The sequence below is a fragment of the Alloalcanivorax mobilis genome (assembly GCF_002864685.1).
Taxonomy (GTDB): Bacteria; Pseudomonadota; Gammaproteobacteria; order Pseudomonadales; family Alcanivoracaceae; genus Alloalcanivorax; species Alloalcanivorax mobilis.
Genome location: NZ_NMQZ01000003.1, coordinates 25,433 through 49,313 on the forward strand (window position 1 = coordinate 25,433; position 23,881 = coordinate 49,313).

General features: G+C 61.6%; 23 protein-coding genes. 13 read left to right on the forward strand and 10 right to left on the reverse strand.

The features are described 5' to 3' along the window. The first annotated feature begins 441 nt into the window (after window positions 1–441). The 5 genes from CGS25_RS02830 (at window position 442) to CGS25_RS02850 (ending at window position 6,495) form a co-directional block, all read left to right on the forward strand. The gene (locus CGS25_RS02830) at window positions 442–2,049 is read left to right on the forward strand and encodes a GMC family oxidoreductase (protein WP_232802224.1); all 1,608 of its coding nucleotides are present in this window, start codon (window positions 442–444) and stop codon (window positions 2,047–2,049) included. 48 nt (window positions 2,050–2,097) lie between these two features. Then, window positions 2,098–3,522 (forward strand): aldehyde dehydrogenase family protein, encoded by a 1,425-nt coding sequence (locus CGS25_RS02835; protein WP_101674542.1) that lies wholly within the window; start codon window positions 2,098–2,100, stop codon window positions 3,520–3,522. 79 nt (window positions 3,523–3,601) lie between these two features. Continuing rightward, window positions 3,602–4,669 (forward strand): TRAP transporter substrate-binding protein, encoded by a 1,068-nt coding sequence (locus CGS25_RS02840; protein WP_232802225.1) that lies wholly within the window; start codon window positions 3,602–3,604, stop codon window positions 4,667–4,669. A 57-nt stretch (window positions 4,670–4,726) separates the two neighbouring features. Further along, window positions 4,727–5,200, forward strand: a complete 474-nt coding sequence (locus tag CGS25_RS02845; RefSeq protein ID WP_089032959.1) for a TRAP transporter small permease — start codon at window positions 4,727–4,729, stop codon at window positions 5,198–5,200. After that, window positions 5,197–6,495, forward strand: a complete 1,299-nt coding sequence (locus CGS25_RS02850; RefSeq protein WP_101674543.1) for a TRAP transporter large permease — start codon at window positions 5,197–5,199, stop codon at window positions 6,493–6,495. Before CGS25_RS02845 ends, CGS25_RS02850 begins: the two co-directional genes overlap by 4 nt. Window positions 6,496–6,679: 184 nt before the next feature. On the opposite strand, the gene CGS25_RS02855 is transcribed toward CGS25_RS02850, so the two are convergent. The 8 genes from CGS25_RS02855 to rplM all read right to left on the reverse strand — a co-directional run bounded on the left by CGS25_RS02855 (window position 6,680) and on the right by rplM (window position 13,580). Next, window positions 6,680–8,680, reverse strand: a complete 2,001-nt coding sequence (locus CGS25_RS02855) for an LTA synthase family protein (RefSeq protein ID WP_101674544.1) — start codon at window positions 8,678–8,680, stop codon at window positions 6,680–6,682. A 79-nt stretch (window positions 8,681–8,759) separates the two neighbouring features. Next, the gene (locus tag CGS25_RS02860) at window positions 8,760–9,152 is read right to left on the reverse strand and encodes a ClpXP protease specificity-enhancing factor (RefSeq protein WP_089032962.1); all 393 of its coding nucleotides are present in this window, start codon (window positions 9,150–9,152) and stop codon (window positions 8,760–8,762) included. Window positions 9,153–9,167: 15 nt separating this feature from the next. After that, window positions 9,168–9,800: a glutathione S-transferase N-terminal domain-containing protein gene (locus CGS25_RS02865; RefSeq protein ID WP_089032963.1), complete on the reverse strand. Its 633-nt coding sequence runs from the start codon at window positions 9,798–9,800 to the stop codon at window positions 9,168–9,170. Window positions 9,801–9,938: 138 nt separating this feature from the next. Beyond that, window positions 9,939–10,595 (reverse strand): cytochrome c1, encoded by a 657-nt coding sequence (locus CGS25_RS02870; protein WP_101674545.1) that lies wholly within the window; start codon window positions 10,593–10,595, stop codon window positions 9,939–9,941. Then, window positions 10,595–11,881, reverse strand: a complete 1,287-nt coding sequence (locus tag CGS25_RS02875) for a cytochrome b (protein ID WP_089032965.1) — start codon at window positions 11,879–11,881, stop codon at window positions 10,595–10,597. The genes CGS25_RS02870 and CGS25_RS02875 overlap by 1 nt, the downstream gene beginning before the upstream one ends. Beyond that, complete coding sequence (gene petA / locus CGS25_RS02880) at window positions 11,878–12,465, reverse strand: ubiquinol-cytochrome c reductase iron-sulfur subunit (protein ID WP_089032966.1); 588 nt, start codon at window positions 12,463–12,465, stop codon at window positions 11,878–11,880. Before petA ends, CGS25_RS02875 begins: the two co-directional genes overlap by 4 nt. 278 nt (window positions 12,466–12,743) lie before the next feature. Further along, window positions 12,744–13,139: a 30S ribosomal protein S9 gene (gene rpsI / locus CGS25_RS02885; protein ID WP_089032967.1), complete on the reverse strand. Its 396-nt coding sequence runs from the start codon at window positions 13,137–13,139 to the stop codon at window positions 12,744–12,746. Between the two features lie 12 nt (window positions 13,140–13,151). Continuing rightward, complete coding sequence (gene rplM / locus CGS25_RS02890; RefSeq protein ID WP_089032968.1) at window positions 13,152–13,580, reverse strand: 50S ribosomal protein L13; 429 nt, start codon at window positions 13,578–13,580, stop codon at window positions 13,152–13,154. 395 nt (window positions 13,581–13,975) lie between these two features. Between rplM and CGS25_RS02895 the strand changes: the two genes are divergently transcribed. The 8 genes from CGS25_RS02895 to CGS25_RS02935 all read left to right on the forward strand — a co-directional run bounded on the left by CGS25_RS02895 (window position 13,976) and on the right by CGS25_RS02935 (window position 20,826). Further along, on the forward strand, window positions 13,976–15,013 hold the full coding sequence (locus tag CGS25_RS02895; RefSeq protein ID WP_101674546.1) for an aldo/keto reductase: 1,038 nt from the start codon (window positions 13,976–13,978) through the stop codon (window positions 15,011–15,013). 134 nt (window positions 15,014–15,147) lie between these two features. Then, window positions 15,148–15,768 carry a TetR/AcrR family transcriptional regulator gene (locus CGS25_RS02900; protein ID WP_101674547.1) on the forward strand — a complete coding sequence of 207 codons (621 nt, stop codon included), beginning with the start codon at window positions 15,148–15,150 and terminating at the stop codon, window positions 15,766–15,768. A gap of 16 nt (window positions 15,769–15,784) precedes the next feature. Then, on the forward strand, window positions 15,785–17,413 hold the full coding sequence (locus CGS25_RS02905; RefSeq protein ID WP_101674548.1) for a phytoene desaturase family protein: 1,629 nt from the start codon (window positions 15,785–15,787) through the stop codon (window positions 17,411–17,413). Next, window positions 17,410–17,562, forward strand: coding sequence for a hypothetical protein (locus CGS25_RS19180; RefSeq protein WP_232802227.1), 153 nt, complete (start codon window positions 17,410–17,412; stop codon window positions 17,560–17,562). Before CGS25_RS02905 ends, CGS25_RS19180 begins: the two co-directional genes overlap by 4 nt. Further along, the gene (locus tag CGS25_RS02910; RefSeq protein WP_232802228.1) at window positions 17,559–18,116 is read left to right on the forward strand and encodes an SGNH/GDSL hydrolase family protein; all 558 of its coding nucleotides are present in this window, start codon (window positions 17,559–17,561) and stop codon (window positions 18,114–18,116) included. The genes CGS25_RS19180 and CGS25_RS02910 overlap by 4 nt, the downstream gene beginning before the upstream one ends. Before the next feature lie 393 nt (window positions 18,117–18,509). Beyond that, window positions 18,510–19,634: a type I restriction endonuclease gene (locus tag CGS25_RS02920; RefSeq protein WP_101674549.1), complete on the forward strand. Its 1,125-nt coding sequence runs from the start codon at window positions 18,510–18,512 to the stop codon at window positions 19,632–19,634. A gap of 383 nt (window positions 19,635–20,017) precedes the next feature. After that, window positions 20,018–20,350: a type II toxin-antitoxin system HicB family antitoxin gene (locus CGS25_RS02925; protein WP_101674550.1), complete on the forward strand. Its 333-nt coding sequence runs from the start codon at window positions 20,018–20,020 to the stop codon at window positions 20,348–20,350. 179 nt (window positions 20,351–20,529) lie between these two features. Then, window positions 20,530–20,826, forward strand: a complete 297-nt coding sequence (locus CGS25_RS02935; RefSeq protein ID WP_089032977.1) for a HigA family addiction module antitoxin — start codon at window positions 20,530–20,532, stop codon at window positions 20,824–20,826. A 169-nt stretch (window positions 20,827–20,995) separates the two neighbouring features. Here CGS25_RS02935 and CGS25_RS02940 read toward each other — a convergent pair whose 3' ends face one another. Continuing rightward, the gene (locus CGS25_RS02940) at window positions 20,996–21,619 is read right to left on the reverse strand and encodes a hypothetical protein (RefSeq protein ID WP_101674551.1); all 624 of its coding nucleotides are present in this window, start codon (window positions 21,617–21,619) and stop codon (window positions 20,996–20,998) included. A gap of 197 nt (window positions 21,620–21,816) precedes the next feature. Beyond that, complete coding sequence (locus CGS25_RS02945; protein ID WP_101674552.1) at window positions 21,817–23,751, reverse strand: PKD domain-containing protein; 1,935 nt, start codon at window positions 23,749–23,751, stop codon at window positions 21,817–21,819. Window positions 23,752–23,881 lie beyond the last annotated feature (130 nt).

Below are 23,881 nucleotides of genomic sequence, written 5' to 3' on the forward strand. Positions count from 1 at the left end.
GGCTGAAGCGTGGTCGCGCATCGCAATGCACTGCCCGCGCCAGACGTCAGCTTCCCTGAAAATAGCGTTATATCGTCGCGCTCCCCGGTGATGCGGTCCATGCCTGATCAGTCTCCCTGGCCAGCCCTGGTCGCCGCTCTCTCGCTTTCGATTCCAGCTCGCGATCCTGCTGTTCATGCCATGAGGTTTTCATGGCAATGGTCCCGGCGCCTTTTGAGCGCGAGGGCAGTGTCGTCTCCGGGAAACGCTTGACATCAACGCTAGCATATGAAAACGTCCGCTTCAACACATGTCCTAACATTAGGACTTCATGACATTAAGCGCGAAAGGCCGCGCTATGGAATTGAGCCACGATCGGCGCTTTCGCCGGCCGGGCGCTTTGCTATTGCGCGCGGCGCATCGCGACCGGATTCAATGAAAAGAGAACCGAGGAGTAAAACGGTGTCGGAAAAAAAATACGATTACATCGTGGTGGGCGCGGGCTCCGCCGGGTGCATTGTCGCCAATCGCCTGTCGGCGGACAGCAACCACAACGTTTTACTGCTCGAAGCCGGCGGCTGGGACCGCAACTTCTGGTTGCACTTCCCGGTGGGTTATTACCGCTCAATCTACAACACCCGGGTCTCGCGGCTGTTCGAAACGGAGCCGTCGGAAGGCACCGGCGGGCGCAAGATTGTCTGGCCACGGGGCAAGGTGATGGGCGGCTCCAGCTCCATCAACGGTCTGATTTTTATTCGCGGCCAGCAAGAGGATTTCGACGGCTGGGCCAAGCAGGGCGCCACCGGCTGGTCCTACAACGAGGTGCTGCCCTACTTCCGCAGCCTGGAACGCTACAGCGGCAAGGGCGATGACCACCGCGGCCACGACGGTACCCTGCATGTGTCGGACATGCGCACCGATCACCCTTACTGCCACGCCTGGCTGCGCGCCGCCGAGCAATATGGGCTGCCGATCAATCCGGACATGAACGGCGCCGACACCCGTGGCGTGGGCGCCTATCAGCTCAGCTTGAAAGGCCGCTGGCGGTGCAGCTCGGCCACCGCTTTTATCAAACCGGTCAAGCATCGCGCCAACCTGAGCATCGCCACCCACGCGCCAGCCACGCGCATCCTGTTCGACGGCAAGCGCGCCATCGGCGTGGAGTGGCGGGAAAACGGCGTGCTCAAGACCGCCTTCGCCAACAAGGAAGTGGTCCTCAGCGCCGGTGCGATCCAATCGCCTCATCTTTTGCAGCTTTCCGGCATCGGCCCCGCGGCGTTGCTGCGCGAGCACGGCATCGAGCCGATTCATGATGCACCGGAGGTGGGCGCCAATCTTCAGGATCATTACCAGGTGCGCATTATCTACCGTCTGAAGAAAAAACTGTCGCTCAACACCGATGTACGCAACCCGATAAAGCTGGCGCAGATGAGCCTGGAATGGCTGCTGCGCTCTTCCGGCTCGCTGACCGTGGGCGCCGGCCAGGTGGGTGGCAGCGCCCGCACCCGCTACGCCGAAGGCGAGCGCCCGGATGTTCAGTTCAACGTGCTGCCGCTGTCGGTGGACAAGCCCGGCACCCCGCTGCACCCCTACCCCGGTGTCACCGCCTCGGTGTGGCAATGCCACCCGCGCTCGCGGGGCACGGTGCGCCTGGCGTCATCCGACCCGATGGCGGCGCCGCTGATCGAGCCGCGCTACTTCTCCGACCCCTACGACCGCAAGGTGATCGTGGAAGGCGTGAAGATACTGCGCGAGATCGCCAGCCAGCCGGCGTTTCGTGAGCTGTGGGATTGCGAGATGGAACCCGGCGACGACGTCAGCTCCGACGCGGCGCTGTGGGACGCGGCCCGCCATAAAGGCGGCACCGTGTTCCATTGTGTCGGCACCTGCCGGATGGGCAGCGATGAGAATTCAGTGGTCGATCCGCAACTCAGAGTGCGCGGCGTGCAGGGGCTTCGCGTGGTCGACGCCTCGGTGATGCCGACGGTGACCTCCGCCAACACCAACGCGCCATCGCTGATGATTGGTGAAAAAGGCGCCGCCCTGATCCTCGAAGGCGGGCCGGCCTGACGCCAGCGGAAGCACACAACAACGAGAGACAACTCGGGAGCAAGCGCTATGAAATTTGATTACAGAAACCGGCACGAAGGGGGCCAGCCCTTCGAAACCCGCAATCCGGCGCGACCCGCGGAGATCGTGGGCGCCTACTCGGACGTCACCGACCCGGCCAGCGTCGACGCCATCCTGGGCAAAGCCCGTCAGGCGCAAAGCGAATGGGCGCAGGTGCCGTCGGTGGAGCGAGGCGACCGCCTGGTGCGATTTCTCAGCGAAGTGGAGCGCCAGGTCGACGCGATCGCCGAGGCGATTACCCTTGAACAGGGCAAGGCCTTCAAGGAAGCCCGCAACGAGATTCTGAAAGGCTGCGCCGAGGGCAAGTTCATTGCCGGCGAGGCGGCGCGCCAGCAGATGCAGAGCGTGTCATCGGCGCGCCCGCAAGTGCGCAATTTGATTCTGCGCCGTCCGCGCGGCACCATTTTCGCCATCTGCCCCTGGAACTTCCCGGCGATGACGCCGCTGCGCAAACTCAGCCCGGCGATTGCCTTCGGCAACGCCATGGTGCTCAAACCTTCCCAGTTCACCCCCGCCGCCGCCTTCATGCTGGAACAGATCGCCGGCGAATTTTTCCCCGAGGGTCTGCTGCAGGTGATGCCCTGCCCGGGTGCCTTCGCCAGCGAGCTGACCGCGTCCGGCCGTTTCGACGGCGTCAGTTTCACAGGCTCGGTGGGCATCGGCCGCAAAGTCTACCAGGCCGCCGCCACCAGCCTGATTCCCGCGCAACTGGAGCTGGGCGGCAAGAACGGCGTGATCATCAACGACACCTCTGATCTGGACCACTGTCTCGACCAGGTGTTCGCCGCCGCCTTCCAAACCGGGGGCCAGCGCTGCACCAGCATCAGCCGCGTGATCGTCAACCGCGCGTTGCACGCCGATGTGGTGGCGGGCCTGGTGGCCCGTGCCAGCCAGGTACGCCTGGGCGATGGCATGGACCCGACCACGACCATGGGCCCATTGTGCAATCAGGCCCACTTCAAGACCGTGCAAGCGATGACCGACAAAGCCGTCGCCGAAGGTGCCCAAGTGGCGGCGGGCGGCAAGGTGAGCAACGTCGCCGGCTGCGAGCACGGCTATTTCTATCAGCCCACCATTCTCGACAACGCCGACGCCTCACCCACCGCCAGCCAGGAAGAGATCTTCGGGCCGGTGCTGTCGGTAATGGCCTACGACCACGTCGATGACGCGATATCAATGTTGAACGATACCGAGTACGGGCTCACCTCCAGCTTGTTCTCCGATTCCCACGCGCTGGTTCAGCGTTTTCTGGACGAAAGCCGTAACGGCATGCTGCATGTGAACAACGGCACCGTGCCCGACGTGAACATGCCGTTTGGCGGTATGAAACATTCCGGCGTGGGCCCGTATTCCGTGGGTGCCTCGGTGGCGGCTTTCTACACCATCGAGCAATCGGCCTATCTGGCCTGGTGAGCCAATAGCGATCAACAAAGACCGGCGCCGTCACCACTAGCGGGCCGGTCTTACGGAAACAACCACAGGATAATAAATCATGAAAAAAATCATGAAAGCACTCATCAAACTGCCGGCTCTGGCGGTGCTTGTGATCGCCAGCGTCGGCAACGCGGCCACCCCCAACCCCTTTGACTGGCAAACCGTCCCCAAGAAAGACGACCAGATCACCATGCGCCTGGCGCACTCGCTGAACATGGAGTGGAGCTCGCAAACCGTGGCGCTGAAGCGCTTCGCGGAACTGGTGGCGATCTATTCGGACAACCGCATTCGCCCGGTGATTTTCCCCGGATCGCAATTGGGCGGCGAGAAGGAAATGTTGCAGCAGGCCCGCCAGGGGGTGATTCAAGTCACCATCCCGGCCACCAACAACATGGCCCAGGTGGCGCCCAGCCTCAATGTTCTGCTGTTGCCCTACCTGACCCAGAGCACCGAGGAATCCAACTACCTGTTGGATAAGATCACCCCCACGCTGGTGCCGCGGGTGATCAAGGAGTCGGGCGTGCGCATTGTTGGTTGGGAAAACACCGGCTGGCGGCACTTTTTCTACAACGCGCCCGAGGCGATTGAGAACCCCGCCGATCTGGCGCCGCTGAAGATGCGCGTTCCCCCCAACGCCATCATGCTGGGCACCTACAAATCGTGGAACGCCTCGCCAGCACCGATCGCCTGGAATGAATTGTACAGCGCCCTGCAACAGGGCGTGGTGGAAGGCGGTGACAGCCCGGTCAGCGATATCATCGGCATGAAGTTCGATGAAGTGATCAGCCGCATCACGCGCCTGCACTACACCATTCTGACCCATCCCATCGTGGTCTCCGAGCGCTGGTTCCAGAGTCTTGACGAAGATCTTCAGAAAGTGGTCTTGCGCGCCGGCCGCGAGACCACCGAATACGTGCGCTGGTGGCAGCCCCAGGATGAAGCTCGCTGGTGGGAAAAAGCCGAGGAAGCGGGCGTCGAGATCACCGACATCGAAGACGAAACCCCGTGGGCGGAAAAAGCCCGTGCATCCTGGCCGAACTATTACCACCTGATTGGCAAGGACGGCGAGCAACTGACCAAGACCGCCACCGATATCCTTGAGTCTTTCAAGGCCAGCCAACAATAAAACAAACCAGCCCGGGATCAGGGCGCCTGACAGCGGCGCCACTGATGGGAGAAAGCTATGTTGAACATACTGAAAAAAACACAATTGGCGCTGTGCCATCTGCTGCTGGCATCGATGGTGCTGGTGCTGTTTCTTCAAGTGATCGGCCGAAGCTTCGGCATTGGCGTTTCCTGGACTGAAGAGCTGTCCCGCTTCGCGTTTATCTCCTTCGTTTTCATCAGCGCCAGCTATTCCTCGCTGATGAAATCGGACCTCAAGATCGGCGTCTTTTCCGACTGGCTGAGCCGGCGCATTGGCGCCCGGCCGGTGGAACTGATGATCACCGCGCTGCTGGTGTTGTTCGATTGCCTGATGATCGTTTACTGCTACAAGAACGTTCTCGACGGCCAACAATACCCGAGCGTGTCGCCGGTGCTGGGCTTTAACACCAATTACCTGTTCGTGGTGCTGGTGTTCGCCTTCGTGCTCTCCGCGCTGTCCCGTTTGCTGGGACGCAACGCCGCTGAGCATTCCGCGGAGGAACTGATATGACCAATGTGCAACTGGCGTTGGCGATCCTGCTGCCGGTGCTGTTATTGCTGGGTGTGCCGATCTACGCCGCCCTCGGCCTGACCGGTTTCCTGGCCGCCTATTTCCTGGGCGCGGACCTGGTGTTCGCGGCGCAGAGCATCTTCAACGGCGTGGACAATTTTGCGCTGCTGGCGATTCCGGCGTTTATTCTGGCCGGCAACATCATGGAAAAAGGCGGGCTGACCCACGACATCATCCGTATTTTCCGGCGCATGTTCGGGCACATACCCGGCAGCCTGGGCATCGTCACGATTCTTTCGTGCATGTTCTTCGCCGCCATTTCCGGCTCCGGCCCGGGCACCGTGGCCGCGATCGGCTCGATCATGATCCCCTCCATGGTGCGCTACGGCTACCCGGCGCCCTACGCCGCCTCGGTGACCGCCACCGGCGGCACCCTGGGCATTCTGATCCCGCCCAGCAACCCGATGATCATCTACGCGATCATAGCCAACGTGTCGATCGCCGATGTGTTCGCCGCTGGCCTGTTGCCTGGCCTGCTGATGGGCTCGGTGCTGGTGGGTACCGCGTACTTCATGGCCAAGCGCTCCGGCGCGGTGGTCGCTCCGGTTCCGGAGCAGGAAGAAACCGAGAGCGTCTCGTGCCTGATCTGGAAAGCCAAGTTCGCCCTGTTTCTGCCAGTGCTGATTCTCGGTGGCATCTATTCCGGGCTGTTCACGCCAGTGGAAGCGTCGGTGGTGGCGGTGGTCTATGCCCTGGTGGTGGCCCGCTTCGTTTACCGCAAGCTGGATGCCCGCGCCATGCACGAGGCCTTCGAGCAAACCCATCGGATATCCGGCGCGCTGATGATCGTGGTGGCCTGCTCCGCCTTGCTCGCCAAGGTGATCACCCTGGAAACCATCCCGCAGCAGATCTCCGCGGCCCTGGCCGGTGTTTCCACCGACCCGCTGGTGATTCTGCTGCTGATCAATATTTTCCTGATCGTGGTCGGCACTTTTATGGAAACCATGTCGGCGATCATCATTCTGGCGCCGATCCTGGTGCCGCTGGTCACCGCCCTGGGCATCAACCCGGTGCACTTCGGCATCATCCTGGTCACCAACATCCAGATTGCCTTCCTGACGCCGCCACTGGGGGTCAACCTGTTCGTCGCCAGTCAGATATCCAATGTGCCGGTGGAGAAAATCGTTCGCTCGATCTGGCCGTTCCTGCTGGCCCTGCTCGCGGTCCTGGCGGTGGTGACCCTGGTCCCGCAACTCAGCCTGGCGCTGCCGGAGTTACTCAGATCCTTGCGTTGATTTCCCTGCGTCGAACCTGACGACGACCCCGCCGGCCAACGCCGGCGGTTTTTTTTGGGGGGGGGGAATTTTCAGTTTTCAGTTTTCAGTTTTCAGTTTTCAGTTTTCAGTTTTCAGTTTTCAGTTTTCAGTTTTCAGTTTTCAGTTACTGAACACTGAACACTGAAAACCGAACACTGCTTTTTCAAGGTTTATTGTGATGAAACATATACCGCGCCGCCTGGTAGAGCCCTTCCAGCATGGCTTTGCGGTCGGCGGTGATGTCCGGGTGCTGGTCGTTGACCGGTGCTTCCAGGTCCGGGTGCTCAAGATCGTACAGGCGCGTGTTCTCGCCGTTGTAGTACATGCCCAGGTGGTAGTCCTTGCCGAGCAGGCCGATCAGCGGCCGCTGGCTGCGGTTGCCGCCAAAGGTGAGGGCGTAGAAGGGCTCCTCGGTGTTGAGCAGGTCGCGGCCCAGGGTACGGTTCTCGTAGGGCAGACCGGTGATGCCCAGCGCGGTGGGCATCAGATCCACCAGGCTGGCCGGGTGCTCGATCACCCGCGGTTCGCCGAGCACACCGGGGCCGTAGATGATCATCGGCACGTGGTGCTTGTCCAGCTGCAGCGCTTCGCTGTAGCCCATGTGCTGTGAGGTGCTGGAGCGGTCGTTGTGGTCGCCGTACATAATGTAGATGGTGTTGTCCGCGTAATGGGAATGAGCGGCCAACTGGTTGATGTAATAGCCCACGTTGTAATCGAGCAGGCGCACCGCGTTGTACTGGTCGTTGCCCAGGAAGCTGTGTTTCTGCACCTCGCCTTCCGGCGGGTTGTTCACTTCGAACTCGGAGTCATCTTCCGGGATGGTGAACGGCCGATGGTTGCCGGCGGTCTGGATAAAGGCCACGAACGGCTTGTCCGGGTCGAGCGCGTCCAGGCGCCGGTGGGCGGCTTTGAACAGGTCACGGTCGGAGATGCCCCACACGTCCACGGCCGGCGCGTCGTAATCACCCGCCTCCCACAGTTCCAGGTCCTTGATGTTGTTCTTCAGCAGGCCACCGATGTTGGCCCAGCCCGCCGAACCGCCAATAAAGTACAGGCGCTGATAATTTTTGAAGCTGTTGACCAGCGTGTACTGATCGACGATCTGCGGATTCCGTGATGCCGTTGAACCGCCCCAGGACACATCCGGAATACCGGTGACCAACCCGAACACGGTGCGCGCGGTACCGCTGGCGGGCACCATGAAGTTGGGGAAGAAGTAACCGTGGCGGCCGAAATTGTCCACGTTGGGGGTGGCGTCCATGGGGTTGCCGAACAACCCGACCCGGTTGGCGCCGAGCGATTCGAGATGGATGAACACCACATTGGGCGGGCGGGTCCGGCCAGTGTCGTGGCCGGCCACTTTGCGAGAGAAGTCGAGCGTCTTCGGATCCGGATGGTCCACGCCCAGATAGTCAGCGACCCGCCGGTAGCGCTCCTCGAGCAGGCCTTCGTCGTGTTCACGGGTGCCGGCGATCAGGGTGTCGTAGAAGAACACCGCCGGGTTCAACCCCAGCGAGGCGATCTGCTGGTTGCTGGCGAAGTAAGCATCGCTCCAGCGCAACGGCACCTCGCCGAACTGGCCCATGATGCCCAGCGCGTACAAATACGTGCAGGCGACCACCGCCACCGTGCCACGCAGCCAGCCACGCCGGGGCCGGGGCCGCTGAACAAACATGCGCACCACCCGCGCGCCCAACCAGGCGCCAAACAGAGCGCCGGCGATCAGCACCAGCACCAGCGGGATCACCGGGTAGCTTTCCCACACCATGCGCAGGCTGTCGCCACTGTTTTGGAAAAAGCGCAGCACCGAAGCGTTGAGGCGTTCTTCCAGATAGCTGTAGTGGGCCCAGTCGGCCACGTAGGTGAGCGCCACCGCCATCCCCGCCAGGGCCATCCAGAGCACCGCCAGGGCGCGGCTGATGCGCCCGGTGCGCAGGCCGAAATGGCCCGGCAGCAGGCTCAACAGCACCACCGGCAGAGCGATCAACAAGGCAATGCGCAAATCGAAGCGCAAACCAATGCCGAACGCCTGCCAGGCCTCACCACTGTCCAGGCCCTGGCCAGCCAGAAACCACCAGAAGAAGGCGACGCGCAGAACAGCGAAAATCACGAACCAGGTGAGCGTGATACTTAATACCAGACGCAAACGGGGAGAAAGCAGCATGCGGGCTCCAATGGCAAAAGGGGCGGCGCCGCCGGGGATGACCGTCAGCGACACAGCCCCGGCACGCTGCCTGTTGCGGCTATTTTACGACTTTCAGATGACTGCCCCGGCTGGCCGCGTTGTCCTCGGGCTGATCCGGCGACGACGGTGGCTCCGGCGGCGGTTCCACCGCGTCAAACGCCATGCCCTGGCCGTTTTCCCGGGCGAACACCGCCATCACCGCGTCCACCGGGACACGAATCTGCCGGGGCACGCCGCCAAAGCGGGCGGAAAAGCAGATCTCGGTGTTGTCCGCTGAAAACGCGGTGACCGCGCGCGGCGCAATATTGAGCACGATCTGACCATCCTGCACGAACTCCTGGGGCACCTCGGTACCCGGGTAGCCGGCGTTCACCGCCAGGTGCGTGGTCAAACCGTTGTCGCAGATCCATTCGTGAATCGCCCGTATCAGATACGGGCGATTGGAGGTCATGGCATCACTCATGGCTTACGGCAGGCGCATTTCGCGCTCGGCTTCGGTCAGGCTGGCCTGGAAGCTGTCGCGGTCGAACAGGCGGTCCGCGTAATCCAGCAACGGCTTGGCCTGCTTGGGCAGTTCCACGCCCAGCACCGGCAACCGCCACATGATCGGCGCCACCACGCAATCCACCAGGGTGAACTCCTCGCTCATGAAGAACGGCAGCTCACTGAAGATCGGCGCGGTGGTGATCAGGCCGTCGCGAAGCTCCTTGCGGCGCTTGTTGAGGGAGGCTTCTTTCTCTTCACCGGCCAGAATCGCGTCCACATGGGCGCACCAGTCACGCTCCACGCGGTGAATCAGCAGCCGGCTTTGCGCCCGGGCCACCGGGTACACCGGCAGCAACGGCGGGTGCGGAAAGCGTTCGTCCAGGTATTCCATGATCACCGTGGACTGGTACAGGGTCAGTTCCCGGTCCACCAGGGTGGGTACCTCGTTGTACGGGTTCAGCGACGCCAGATCTTCCGGCTTGTCGGCGCGGTCCACGTCGACGATGTCCACGGTCACGCCTTTTTCGGCCAGAACGATCCGCACCCGGTGGCTGTAATGGTCATCCGGGGAAGAGAAGAAAGTCATTGAGGAACGCTTGGTCACCACACCCATGGTCGAGATATCTCCAGCTCGAAACTTCACCAGTCCGTATCGGGCGCTCTGGCGCCCGGATTGCGCACTAGCCTAACACAAACAGGGTAGCCGCTTGCGCGGTTACCCTGTTCGCTCATGAAAAGGACGTTCCGATGGTCAGTGAACGTCTTTCCAATATTCCTTTTTCAGCAGATACGCCGGTATCAGCAGAATCGCCAGGAACAGCAGCACGTACACACCCAGGTGTTCGCGCTTGGCGGCGATCGGCTCGGCGGCGTAGGTCAGGAAGTTGGTGATGTCGCCCATGGCGGCATTGAACTCTTCCTCACCCAGCTCCTGCTTCAACGAGGCCATCACATTGGGCATGCCCACACTGGGGAACACCTTGTTGTTGTAGCCATAAGGGCGGGATTCGTCTTCATAGAAGCCGATCAGATAGGAATACACCCAATCCGACCCTTGATAACGCGCCTCCAGGCTCAAATCCGGCGGCGGGTTACCGAACCAGGCTTTGCCGTCTTCGGCGTGCATGGCGTTGCTCATCGGGTCGCCGATCTTGTCGGAGGCGAAGTTCAGATACTTCGCCACCGCCTCTTCCGGCATATTCAGGTCTTCGGCCATGCGCCCGTAGCGCAGGTATTCCAGGCCGTGGCAACCCATGCAGTAATTAACGAACAGCTTGGCGCCGTTCTGCAGGCTCACTTTGTCCTGCAGATTGACCGGCGCCTTGTGCAGCTCCACGTCGTGGCCTTCGGCGGCCAGACCGAGCGCGGGCAGAACGCTGATAAGAACAATGGCAACTAGCTTCTTCATCAGTGACCCCCCGTCACACGCTCAGGAACCGGCTTGGACTTCTCGAAACGATGGCCAAAGGGCAGCAATACGATGAAGAAGAAGAAGTAATACACCGTACCAATCTGCGCCAGGGTCTTGGCCAGACCGGTGGCCGGCTGGGTACCGAAGTAACCGAGCATCAGGAAGTCGAGTACGAACAGCGTCAGGGCGATTTTGCTGACCAGGCCCTTATAGCGGATCGACTTGACCGGATGGCGGTCCAGCCACGGCACCAGGAACAGGATCACAATGGCACCGGCCATGGCGATCAGACCCCAGGCTTTCGAAGACATGCCCAGGAATTCCAGGGTGGTGGCGCGCAGCATCGCGTAGTACGGGCCGTAGTACCATACCGGCGCAATGTGATCCGGGGTTTTCAGGGCGTTCGCCGGAATGAAGTTGGGCTTCTCGATCAGATAGCCGCCGCCGGTGGGGAAGAAGAAGATCACCGTCGCGAAGATCATCAGGAAGATAATCACCCCGGGCAGGTCTTTCACCGTGTAATACGGGTGGAACGGGATGCCATCGCGGGGAATGCCGTTCTCGTCCTTGTTCTGCTTGATCTCAACGCCATCCGGGTTGTTGGAACCCACTTCGTGCAGCGCCAGAATGTGCAGGAACACCAGCGCCAGCAGCACGATGGGAATCGCCACCACGTGCAGAGCGAAGAACTTGTTGACCGTGGCGGTGGAGAGCATGAAATCGCCCCGCACCCAGGTGGTCAGCGCTTCACCGATTTCCTTGGCGTCCTTGGCGTCGATGAACGGCAGGACATCGAAGGGAATCGCACCGGCCAGGGAGATGATCACCTGCGCCCCCCAATAGGACATGTTGCCCCAGGGCAGCACGTAACCCAGGAAGCCTTCGGCCATCAGCGCCACGTAGATCAGCATGCCGAAGATCCACACCAGCTCCCGCGGCGGCTTATAAGAGCCGTACATCAGGCCACGGAACATATGGATGTAGACCACCGCGAAGAACGCGGACGCGCCCACCGCGTGCATGTAGCGAATCAGCCAGCCCCACTGCACATCACGCATGATGTACTCAACGGAAGCGAAGCCGTCGCTGGGGGAATAGAACATGGTCAGCCAGACGCCGGTCAGCAACTGGTTGACCAGCACCACCATGGAGAGCACCCCAAAGTAGTACCAGAAGTTGAAGTTTTTCGGAGCGTAGTACTCCGACATATGCTTCTTGTAGGTATTGACCACCGGCAGACGGGCGTCCACCCAGTCGATCAGACCATTCACCATTCTCATCATGCCTTGGTCTCCCCTTCTTCAGAGCCAACCACGATTACCGTTTCGCTCGTGTAGGAGTGCGGCGGGACCACCAGGTTGGTCGGTGCCGGAACGTTCTGGTACACCCGGCCCGCCAGATCAAAGCGGGAACCGTGGCAAGGGCAGAAGAAACCGCCCTCTTTCAACTGCACGGTGGGCTCCGGCTCATACAGGGGAGAACACCCCAGGTGGGTGCAGGTACCGATCAGTATCAGATATTCTTTCTTGATCGAGCGCCACGCGTTTTTTGCGTAAGGCGGCTGCTGATCCACGGAAGAATCCGGGTCTTTCAACTGATCGTCGTGCTTGGGCAGGCCGGCGAGCATATCGTCGGTCCGGCGAATCACCCAGATCGGCTGTCCGCGCCACTCTTCTACCACGCGCTGGCCCATTTCCAGCTTGCTGGCGTCGACCGTGACCGGTGCGCCGGCATTTTGCGCCTTGGCGCTGGGTTCCCAGGACTTCACAAAAGGCACAGCCACGCCCACTGCACCTGCAGCGCCGATCGCCGACGTCAGGCCGATCAAAAAGGTGCGGCGGCTGGTGTTTACGCCGTCATTATTCATTGAGATGTTCTCCCCTTAGATCCCACGCTCGGGGGTAATCCGAGACTCGAGGTCAGTCCTCGTGCTCCGGGCGGAGTCAGGCGGCGCAAATGGTAATGAAAAAGCCCACATCTGACAACCGGTTATTCCCGCTGGCGCGGTCGCTAACCCTCTGATTTGGACACAAAAAAAGCCCGGCAAAGCCAGGCTTTTTTGAGGGATGGGCAGGCCACCGGAATGGCCCCGGCAAAGCCGGGCCTGGCAACGCTGAACATCCCTGGCGTTCCGGCGTGGCCGGATTAACGCTTGGAGTACTGCGGACGCTTACGGGCTTTATGCAGACCGACTTTCTTACGCTCCACCTCACGGGCGTCGCGGGTCACATAACCGGCGCGGCGCAGCGCGCCCCGCAGCTCACCGTCGTACTCCATCAGAGCACGGGTGATGCCGTGGCGGATGGCACCGGCCTGGCCGTTGTTGCCACCACCGCTGACGGTCACGTAGACGTCAAAGCGCTCGGTGGCATCCACCAGCTCCAGCGGCTGACGCACGACCATGCGGTTGGTCTCGCGACCAAAAAACACATCCAGGGGACGGCCATTCACGGTAATGTTGCCGCTGCCCGGACGGAGAAAAACGCGTGCGGAAGCAGTCTTGCGGCGACCAGTCCCGTAGTCGGCGTTTGCTGTTGCCATCGACTAAACCCCTTAAATTTCCAGCTGCTGCGGCTGCTGAGCAGTGTGCGGATGCTCGGTGCCGGCGTAGACTTTGAGTTTGCTGAACATGGCGCGGCCCAGCGGGGTGCGCGGCAACATGCCCTTCACGGCCTTCTCAATCACCATGCTCGGCTTGGCGCTGATCAGGTTTTCGAAGTTCGTTTCCTTGATACCGCCCGGATAACCGGTGTGGCGGTAGTACATCTTATCGGTGGCTTTTTTGCCGGTCACCGCCACTTTCTCGGCGTTGATCACCACGATGTAATCACCGGTATCCACGTGCGGCGTGAATTCCGGCTTATGCTTACCGCGCAGACGGCTGGCAATCTCAGTAGCCAACCGACCCAGCGTTTTGCCGGAGGCGTCTACCACATACCAGTCGCGCTTTACGCTTTCCGGTTTGGCGCTGAAGGTCTTCATGGGTCTTCCCTAAATTTGTGCCCTGAATTCAACTCGTTACGGGTCTGAGCGACCCGCCGGCGTGAGCCCGCCGGGCAAGAGGGTGCGAATTGTACTGAACGCCCCTGGCAAAGACAAGCGGGAAAAGACGCCACAAGCCAAAAGCTCCAAGCTCCAAGCTGCAAGCTGCAAGCTGCAAGCTGCAAGCTGCAAGCTGCAAGCTGCAAGCTGCAAGCCAGAAAAGGATCGCGACCCCGCAAAGCCTGTCAAACCTTCCTGGAGGTGTTTTTGAAGCTTGCGGCTTGAAGCTTGCAGCTCGAAGCCGGTGACCGCTGGCGTGTCGCCGCCGTCCGCGGCCCTGCTATAGTTGCCCTTTCCGCCGGCCCGGGCCGGCATCTTCGAATCGGAGGGAGCACATGGAGTACCGTCCGCTGGGCGACACCGGCCTGAATGTCAGCGCAATCTGCCTGGGCACCATGACCTGGGGCAACCAGAACAGCGCCGAAGAGGGCTTCGCGCAAATGAGCATGGCGCTGGACCACGGCGTTAACTTTTTCGATACCGCCGAAATGTACGCCGTGCCCGCCAGCCCGGAGACCTCGTTCCGCACCGAGGAGATCATCGGCCGCTGGTTCGCCGACACCGGCAACCGCGACAAAGTGGTGCTCGCCACCAAGGCCGCCGGCCCCGGCGATTACGTCAAACACATCCGCGGCGGCCCGCGCCTTAACCGCGAAAGCCTGCAAAGCGCCGTGGAAGGCAGCCTCAAACGCCTGCAAACCGACGTCATTGATGTTTACCAACTGCACTGGCCCGAGCGCACCACCAACTACTTCGGCAAACTCGGCTACCAGCACCGCGACGACGACCAGGCGGTGCCCATCGCCAAGACCGTGGCCGCCCTGAAAGCCCTGGTCGACGCCGGCAAAATCCGCCATTGGGGCCTCTCCAACGAAACCCCCTGGGGCGCCATGACCTTTATTCGCGAAGCCGAAAAGATCGGCCTGGCGCGGCCAGTGTCGATCCAGAACCCCTACTCGCTGCTCAACCGTACCTTCGAAATCGGCCTGGCGGAGATCGCCCACCGCGAGCAACTCGGCCTGCTGGCCTACTCGCCGCTCGCCTTCGGCATGCTCAGCGGCAAATACCGCCACGGCCAGCGGCCCAGCAACGCCCGACTCACCCTGTTCAAGCACTTCGCCCGCTACAACAGCGAGCAGTCCATCGCCGCCACCGAGGCCTATTGCCAGCTCGCCGAGCAGCGCGGCGTCAGCCCCAGCCAACTGGCGCTGCAGTTCGTCACCACGCGGCCGTTCGTGACCAGCAACATCATTGGCGCCACCAACCTCAACCAGCTCCGCGAGAACCTGGCCAGCGCCGACCTGCCCTGGGACAAAGAGCTGGAGAAAGAGCTCGACGCCCTCCACGCCCGCTTTCCCAACCCGGCGCCCTGAACCGCCACCCACGGCCCCTGCGCGCCCTCGGCACATCGCCCTGGGCGCGGCTTCCGCCACGCAGCCCCTCACCCTCTTGACGACGACCCATTCCCGGCGCAATGTTAACCCTGTTAACTTTGCCGGAGGCCGCCATGGCCAACGCCTATCATCACGGCGATCTGCGTCAGCAAGCCCAGCACCACGCCCTGGCCGTGCTCCATGAACACGGCGACGCCGCGCTCAGCCTGCGCGCCCTGGCCAAGCAGCTTGGCGTTACCACCCCCGCCCTGTACCGCCATTTTCGCAACCGCGACAGCCTGCTCGCCGCCCTCGCCACCGACGGCTTTCAACGGCTGCGCCAGGCCCTGCTGGCGGTGCCCGGCGGCCACCCCCGCGACATCCTGATCGGCATCGGCCTGGCCTACATCGGCTTCGCCCAGGCCCACCCCAACCTGTACCGGCTGATGTTCGGCGGCCAGCGCCTGCCGGCCGGCCAGCACCCCGAACTCGACGCCGCCGGCCTGGCCGCCTTCGCGGTACTCGAAGACGCCACCGCCGCCGGCCAGCGCAGCGGCTACCTGGGCGACACGCCGCTGAACACCCTCACCGCCGCCGCCTGGGCACTGGTGCACGGCTTCGCGCAACTGAGCATCGACGGCCACTTGCCGCCGCCCGAGCAAGCCCCGCACCTGGCCCGCGCCATCTCCGCCCTGCTGATCGACGGCACCCGCGCCCCAGCGCCCACCCAAAACAACAACAGCAACAACCTATAAAGGAAAGGAGAGCACCATGAGCAGCCCCACCCCCAGCACCCTGCGCATCGGCCGGCGCTACCGCGCCAACCGCCTCGACGGCCCCTACGACGCCCTGGTGATCGGCTCCGGCATCGGCGGCCTCAGCGCCGCCGCCTGCCTCAGCAAGCTGGGTAAAAAGGTGGCCGTGTTCGAGCAGCACTACACCGCCGGCGGCTTTACCCACAGCTATGAGCGCAACGGCTACGAATGGGACGTGGGCGTGCACTACATCGGCGACGTGGGCCACGACACCACCCTGACCAAGAAGCTGTTCGACCACATCACCGACGGCCAACTCAAGTGGGCGCCCATGGACCCCTGCTACGACCGCATCCACCTGGGCGAGCGCCAATACGACCTGCTCGCCGGCCCGGACGCCTTCGCCGCCAGCCTCAAGCAGGCCTTCCCCGACGAACACCGTGCCATCGACCGCTACATCACGCTCACCGGCAAAGCCGCCCGGGCGATCAAGGTGCACACCAGCGCCAAACTGCTGCCCCGCCCGTTCGCCGCCGCGCTCACCAAGGGCTTCGCCCTCACCGGCGCCGGCAAACTCAACCGCCCCACCGCCGAAGTGCTCGGCGAGCTCACCGACAATAAAGAGCTGATCGCCGTGCTCACCGGCCAATGGGGCGACAACGGCCTGCCCCCCGAGCAATCCAGCTTTCTGATCCACGCCATCATTGCCCGCCACTACCTGTATGGCGGCTACTACCCGGTCGGCGGCGCCTCCAGAATGGCCGCCACCATTATCCCCGTGATCCAGCAAAGTGGCGGCGACGTGTTCACCTACGCCGACGTGCGCGAAATCCTCATCGAAAACGGCCGCGCCACCGGCCTGCGCCTCGCCGACGACCATGAAATGCGCGCGCCGCTGATCATCAGCGACGCCGGCGTGTTCAACACCTTCGGTGAGCTGCTCCCCGAACACAGCCCGCACCGCCGCCACTACCAGCAAAAACTGGAAACCGTGGAGCGCTCCATGGCCAGCGCCTGCCTTTATATCGGCCTGAAAGGCGACGCCGCCGACCTGCGCCTGCCGAAAACCAACCTCTGGATCTACCCCGACAACCGCTACCAGCAACAGCTCGACCAGGCCCTCGCCGACCCGGACCACCACGACATCCCACTCACCTACATCTCGTTCCCCAGCGCCAAGGATCCGGACTTCGCCCGCCGCTACCCCGGCCGCGCCACCATCGAGATCGTCGCCGCCGCCCCCTACCACTGGTTCCAATCCTGGGCCGACACCCCCTGGGGCAAACGCGGCGACGACTACGAAGCGCTCAAGGAAAAATTCGCCCAACGGCTGCTGGAAAAACTGTTCGAGAAAATGCCCCACCTGCGCGAACACCTGGACTACTACGAACTCTCCACGCCGCTCTCCACCGCCTATTTCTGCCGCTACCCGAGCGGCGAAATCTACGGCCTCAACCACGACCCCGCCCGCTTCGAACAACGCTGGCTGCGCCCCAAAACCGAAATCCCCGGCCTCTACCTCACCGGCCAGGACATCCTCAGCTGCGGCGTCGCCGGCGCCATGGTCGCCGGCCTGCTCACCGCCGTCGCCGCCTCCGGCGCCCGCGGCCTACCCCTGGCCAAGCGAATGTTCGTCGACGCATGAAATTCTGGCTGGCCTTTATCCTGCTCTCCCCCCTGCTGCTCTGGCAGGCCCGGCGCACCCGCGCCACCACCCCACGCCTGCCCGAGGCCCAAGGCGACGCCTTTGGCCTCGCCCCGCCCACCAGGGCGCGCCCCTGCGTCTGTGGGTGATCGGTGAATCCACCGCCGCCGGCGTCGGCGTGCAACACCACCACCAGGGCCTCGCCGCCCACACCGCCCGCGCCCTCGCCACCCGCCTGCGCCGCCCGGTGCACTGGCACACCCTGGGCGTCAACGGCATCCGCGCCGCCGCCCTGCTCGAACACCTGCGCCAGCACCCTTTTCACGAACCGGCCGACCTGGCCATCATCAGCCTCGGCGTCAACGACACCACCGACCTCACCACAACCCGCCAATACCGCCGCGCCCTGAACCAACTGATCGACACCCTGCGCCAGCATCAACCCGGCCTGCCCGTTTACCTGCTCGCCCTTCCACCCATGCAACACTTCACCGCCCTGCCCGCCCCCCTGCGCCAACTGCTCGGCCACCGCGCCACCCGCCTCGACCGCGAACAACACACGCTTGCCGCCCGGCTTAACGGCGTTTATCACCTGGCCTACCCGGCCGTCCAGGAAGCCGAATATCTAGCGGAAGACGGCTATCACCCGTCGGAGAAAGGGTATCGGTATATTGGGGAGCGGGTGGCGGCGCGGGTTGTTTAAAGGCCGCCCATCCGGCAAGAAAATTTGACCCGAGACGACAAAGGCCCATGGTGATCTAGATCACCGAAGCAGCGGTCGCTATAGTAGCCGAGACAATAATACTAAAATCGGGAAAATGATGATAAGAACCACGCTCTTAGCGGCCACCTATATCTTTCTCACGGGATGCACGACAGCAGGCCCATACGTCACAAACATTTCCAGTGATGGTGATTATGGGCTAAACGGAGAAAAGTGCGCCGTTAAGCTGAATGCCTTTATGGGTACGGTCTCGACAACCGACTGCACCTCCACCCACCTTCGGCTGACAAAAAGCAACAACAAATCACGCTACAACAACCCCTATAAAAAATAATAATACTTCATATCTATAGCGAAGAAGCGGAGGACAACATGGAATTCGAAGAAAAAATATCCTGGATCTCATCAAAAATCGAAAGCCAGAGCGCGATCATCGAGACGGAAGAAGCCACAAAAACTGCTCTGGTAATGCCTTTTATAAAAGATATTCTCGGCTACGACATCTTCAATCCAGCAGAGGTTGTCCCCGAATTCACGGCTGATGTAGGAACAAAAAGAGGCGAAAAAGTTGATTATGCCATTCTGAAGGACGGCGAAGTTCAGATTCTTATCGAAGCAAAAAAATATAACGACCCTCTTAGCATTAACCACGCCTCACAGCTTTACAGATATTTCTCCGTAACGTCAGCAAGAATCGCCATTCTCACCAACGGTAAAGACTACAAGTTCTACACTGATCTTGATGCCCCCAACAAAATGGACGACCGGCCATTCTTGGAATTCGACCTTACCAGCATTGACGATCACTCGGTGCCCGAGCTACGAAAACTCACAAAGTCCTCGTTCGATTTACACTCAATCATTAATGCGGCGAGCGAACTTAGAGACGTGAGACTCATAAAAAGAGAAATTGACTCGCAATTCTCCAACCCGGACGAAGAGTTCGTACGATTTTTCGCTTCACGAATCCATAGTGGCACGATTACTCAGCGAGTTCGTGACCACTTTCAAAGCCTCACCAGGAAAGCACTCCGACAATACTTAAACGACAAAATCAATGAGCGCCTGAAATCGGCCATATCAAGCAATGTTTATATCGAGCAAGTCGACGAATCCATGGCCTTAGAAACCTCTTCCCCTGAAGAAATTCAGGACAATATTGACCGCGAAGATGGCGTAATTACCACCATGGAGGAAATAGAAGGCTTCAACATAGTTAAGGCGATCATCCGTTCAGAAGTCGACGTAAAGAGGATTGCAGCCAGGGACACAAAGAGTTATTTCGGCGTACTCCTCGACGACAATAACAGAAAACCAATATGCCGGCTTCACTTCAATCGGACACAAAAATACATCGGATTATTCGACGCCGAAAAAAAGGAAACACGGCATCCCATTGAGTGCCTGGATGACATCTTTGGCCTCAGCGATCACCTAAAGGACGCGGTAAAAAAATATGTAACCCCAACCACGGAAAGACAGGAAGCGACGCTCTAGGGTGTTTCAGCCTACACGCGATCGGCCTCATTTCTCGGAAAAAAAGGCACAAGCTCCAATGGGTAAAAAAATCTCGTTGCAAAATGGGATGTGATTGAATGTCTGGGAATGGATGAGGGCATGGTGCTTTATTTAAATGTCTGCATCCAGTAAGACCCCGGCGACGGCTCCCTGGTGCGCGCGGCGCTGAATGACATCACCCGCGCCAACGGCATCTCTCAAGCGCCGCCTGGTCCCGGCGCGGCCGGCACGAGATAACCATCCCGCCCTGACGTTAAGGTCCCCGGTTTGAAGGCCTCGGCGTGCGTCACCCACGGGAACCGGCCCGTGGGCGGCGCCTACCCGCGTCGGCGAACGTCTCACGAACAAGCAGGAGTCACCCCATGAACGCAATGACCCACAAGGGCTATGCCGCCCGCATTGAATACAGCGATGAAGATCGCCTGTTCGTTGGCCATATCGCCGGCATCCGTGATGTGGTGGGTTTCCACGGTGAGTCAGTCCAAGAGCTGCGCAGCGCCTTTGAGGAAGCGGTCGATGACTACCTCGACACCTGCGTCAAACTGGAGCGCCCGCAGCAAAAGCCCTACTCGGGAAAACTCAGCCTTCGCCTTGAGCCCGAGTTGCACGCTACGGTGGCCATCAGAGCCGAAATCGCGCACAAGAGCATCAACCAGTGGGCTGCCGATGTCTTGAGTCGTGAGGCTCATATCTAAATGAAGAAAGCCCCAGCTTGCGGAGCTGGTGTGTTCCCGGGAGCCTCCTCCCCCCGGGGGCGGTCCAGAAGAGTTTTTTATCACCGGCAGCACCGCCGGCAACTGGCGGCTTACATTCTGTTTCGAGGGCGGCGATGCCGTCCTCGTGGATTACCAGGACTATCATTAGGGGGTCGCCAATGGAGAGGTTCAATCCGCCTCACCCCGGGGAAACCCTTCGCGAAGATGTGCTGCCCGCACTGGGCCTCAACGTCACGCAGGCCGCCCGGCAACTTGGCGTATCTCGCGTGGCGCTGTCTCGGGTCCTCAACGGCAAAGCTGCTATCTCTATTGATCTGGCCCGCCGCCTGGAGATCTGGCTTGGCGGCCCGGAGCGAGGGGCGCACGCCGAAACCTGGCTTCGCGAGCAGCTCCAGTATGATCTGTGGCAGGCCCGACAACGTGGCGATATTAACGACATCCATACCGCCGTGTGATCGATAAAGAACAGTGGCGAGCGTGGCCGGGAGCAAAAGACCGCAGGGACGGGCGCGGATATCCTCCGATACGCTTAACCACAGCGACAGTGGTTGGCGGCTGTTATTGAACGTGGTGAACTTCCGGGGAAACCCCGTCAAAAACAGGGCCCTAACCTCACTCAACAACTTAATCGTCGAGCAGTGAGTCCGCGTAGAGGCAGTCAAACACCTTGTCGGACTGCCCCTTCATCGCCTCATAGGCAGCCATCGTTCCTGCCCCTATCCACGACCCGAGCGGACCAAATCCTGTATTTTTCACAACGCCGGTGGACTTCTGGGCTTGCTCAATGTCTTTGAATTGAAGCACTGTCTTATCTTCAAGAGGCGTCACCGACAATCTGTATCGAACCGCCTGCGCAAGGGGAATAAGTGGACCCGAGCGATACTCCGTGACGCCTCTCGCAATCACCACACCTGATTTGATATCGGCATACCGCAAGACTGACCCTCCGCCCACTGTTCGGATCGAGCCCCTGCTGTAATAAGTGCCCGTGACAGGACCAACGAACGATCCTGCAGAATCACTCAACGTGACTTCGCTGTTTTCGACGGTAAGGGAGACGCAAGTGCTCGGGTTTTGCTTTACCTTTCCCGCCCGCTCAAAGGTGACTGCCTCAACCATTTGCACCTTTGAGCCGTAATGAGGCTGAGGCTTCGTTAAGGTCACATTTGATGGCAAATTTGAAATCGGCGCATTGGTACAGCCCGCCAACATCGCTGCCCCCAGCAGCAAAAAAACACTCGTCTTCATAGGCTGTTCATCCTGGTTCATTATTATTTTTCGAGCCGGTTTTGTTACTGGCATCCCCATCAAGGTTGCGGGGCATCAACCTTCCGCAGCCAATGTTTTATAAGAAAACATACTTCGCCGCAAACTCCATTGGCCAGGGGGCAAAAAGCTGCCGCAATGGTGGCAGCCCTTTCCAGCCGCGAATGTCCCCGCCCTTTTCACGGCGCCGGCGGCGAATAGTATCGCCGGCGCGGGGCCTGCTCCGCGTCGACGTTGAACGACCGCGCGGCGCTGACAACGGCGTCGTCGCAGTCCGGGCCGCGGGTGTCGTTGAACGGCAGCCCGGTGCACAGGGGTTCCGGGTCGAGGGCGGCGAGGTGGGCGCTGGCGTCGGCGGCGGCTTCGGGGAGCAGCCGGCTTACCAGGTAGTCGGCGAACGGGGCGATGGCGTCGTCGCCGACGCGGTTGCGCTGGCCTTGCACCACGGGGTAGCGGGTGTCGCCGTTGTTGGCGGCGGGGGCGCGCACCACGGCGAGGTCGGTGTCGAGTTGGTAGCGCAGGCCCATCATGGTTTCTTCGAAGAGCATGGCGACGTCTTCGTCGCGGGTGGAGTAGTTGTAGAAATCGTTGGCTTCGTCGTTGAAGAAGCGGTCGGCGAAGGTTTCCGGGGTGGTCGCTTGTTGGGCGTCGGTGGGGTCGAGGCCGGCGTAGAAGATTTGCGCCAGGGCGGTGATGTCCGCGTCGAGGTCACGGCCCTGGGTGGCGTAGAGCTCGCTGGAGACGGTGCGGTCACGGTCGATCTGCGAGTACAGCGGGCGCAGGGGGTCGAGTTGGTCCAGGGTGCCGGGGGGCAGGTCGTCGTTGGCGTGGGCGAGCTCGTGGTAGAGCAGTGCGCCGAGCGGGGCGATCAGGTCGTCTGGCTCACGGCTGGCGCGGGCCAGGCGATTGGCCGTGGGCGTGGCGAGGTGGGTGCCGCGCAGGTAGCGGACAAACACGTCGAACTGCATGGTGGTGCCGAAGTCGCCGCGCGCGTCGGGGCGTTCGTTGATCAGGTCGCGCTCGTCGGCGGTCAGCCAGAGTTTGTCCGGGTCGAGGTAGATGGCGCCGGTGAGCGACCAGTAGAACGAGGGGCGGATGTCGTCGGAGAGCACCACGGCGGTGGTGGCGCGCAGCAGCCTTCGAAAGTCACCGTGCGGGTCCTGTTCGGTGAGAAAATCGCGGAAACGTCGGCCCATCCAGTCCTGGGACACCAGCACCCGGCCCATCACCTGATCGACACTGGGCAGGTCCGTATCCAGCCCCAGCGGCGGCAGTGTCGCCACGCTGCACAGGGTGGCGGCGGTGAGGCGGTTGCTGAACACGCATTGCTGCAGCGCATTGGCGTAGGGACTGGCGGCCAGGTAGGGGTGCAGCGCGCCGAGGGAGCGGTTGGTGGCGCACAGGCGGCCGTTGGCGCCGTCGCAGAAATAAGGGCTGTTGCCCGCAGCCCGGTTTTGCACCACCAGATAGGCGCGGTCGCTGACCGGTCCGGCGTCGGTGTCGGCGCTGGCTTCGATCACCAGCACCCGGTCGCCGGGCACGGTGGGCGCGGTGAGGTAGAGCAGCCTGGGGTCGCTGCCGTAGGCGAAGTCGGCGGCGGGGCCTTGGATCTGACGGAAGCGGATATTGCGCGGGTTGAGCGCGCCGTCCACCCAAAAACGCAGCGAGGTCTGGCCTCGGGCGCTGAGCGCGCGGTCGCGGCGCAGGGCGCCGGCGGGCGGCGCGCCGTCGGAGACGGTGATTTCAAAGGTGTCGGAAAGGCCGGCACCGCCGTCGGTGCGCGCGGTGAGGCTGAAGCGGTACACGCCCTGTTCCGGTGCCTCGAAGCCAATGGCGGCGCTGCGCGGTGTCAGCAGGGCAACATCCGGGCCGGCGAGCTGGGTCCATTGAAATCGGGTGTAGGCGTCGGGGACGGTGGCGACGATGCCAACCGCCTGACCGGTGACCGCCTGCGGGTCGCCGTGCAGAGTCAGGCCGGTGATATCGTCAACGGGTTCTGGCGCCTTGCCATCACCGCCGCCGCCGCAGGCGGCCAGAGCCAGTGCCCACAGCAGCGCACCCAGCGCCGCCGCTGCGCGGACACTTGATCCGGCCCGCCGGCGTGCGTGTGCCATCGTCCTTCCCCAAGGCGTTTTTAATAAGGCCTTTAGCGTCGGAGGATCGGGCTGTCAGCGCAAGCTTTTTTACCGCCGTCAATTTGCCGCCCGCCAACCGGGTTGGCCTGCCCACACCGCCGGACGGCGC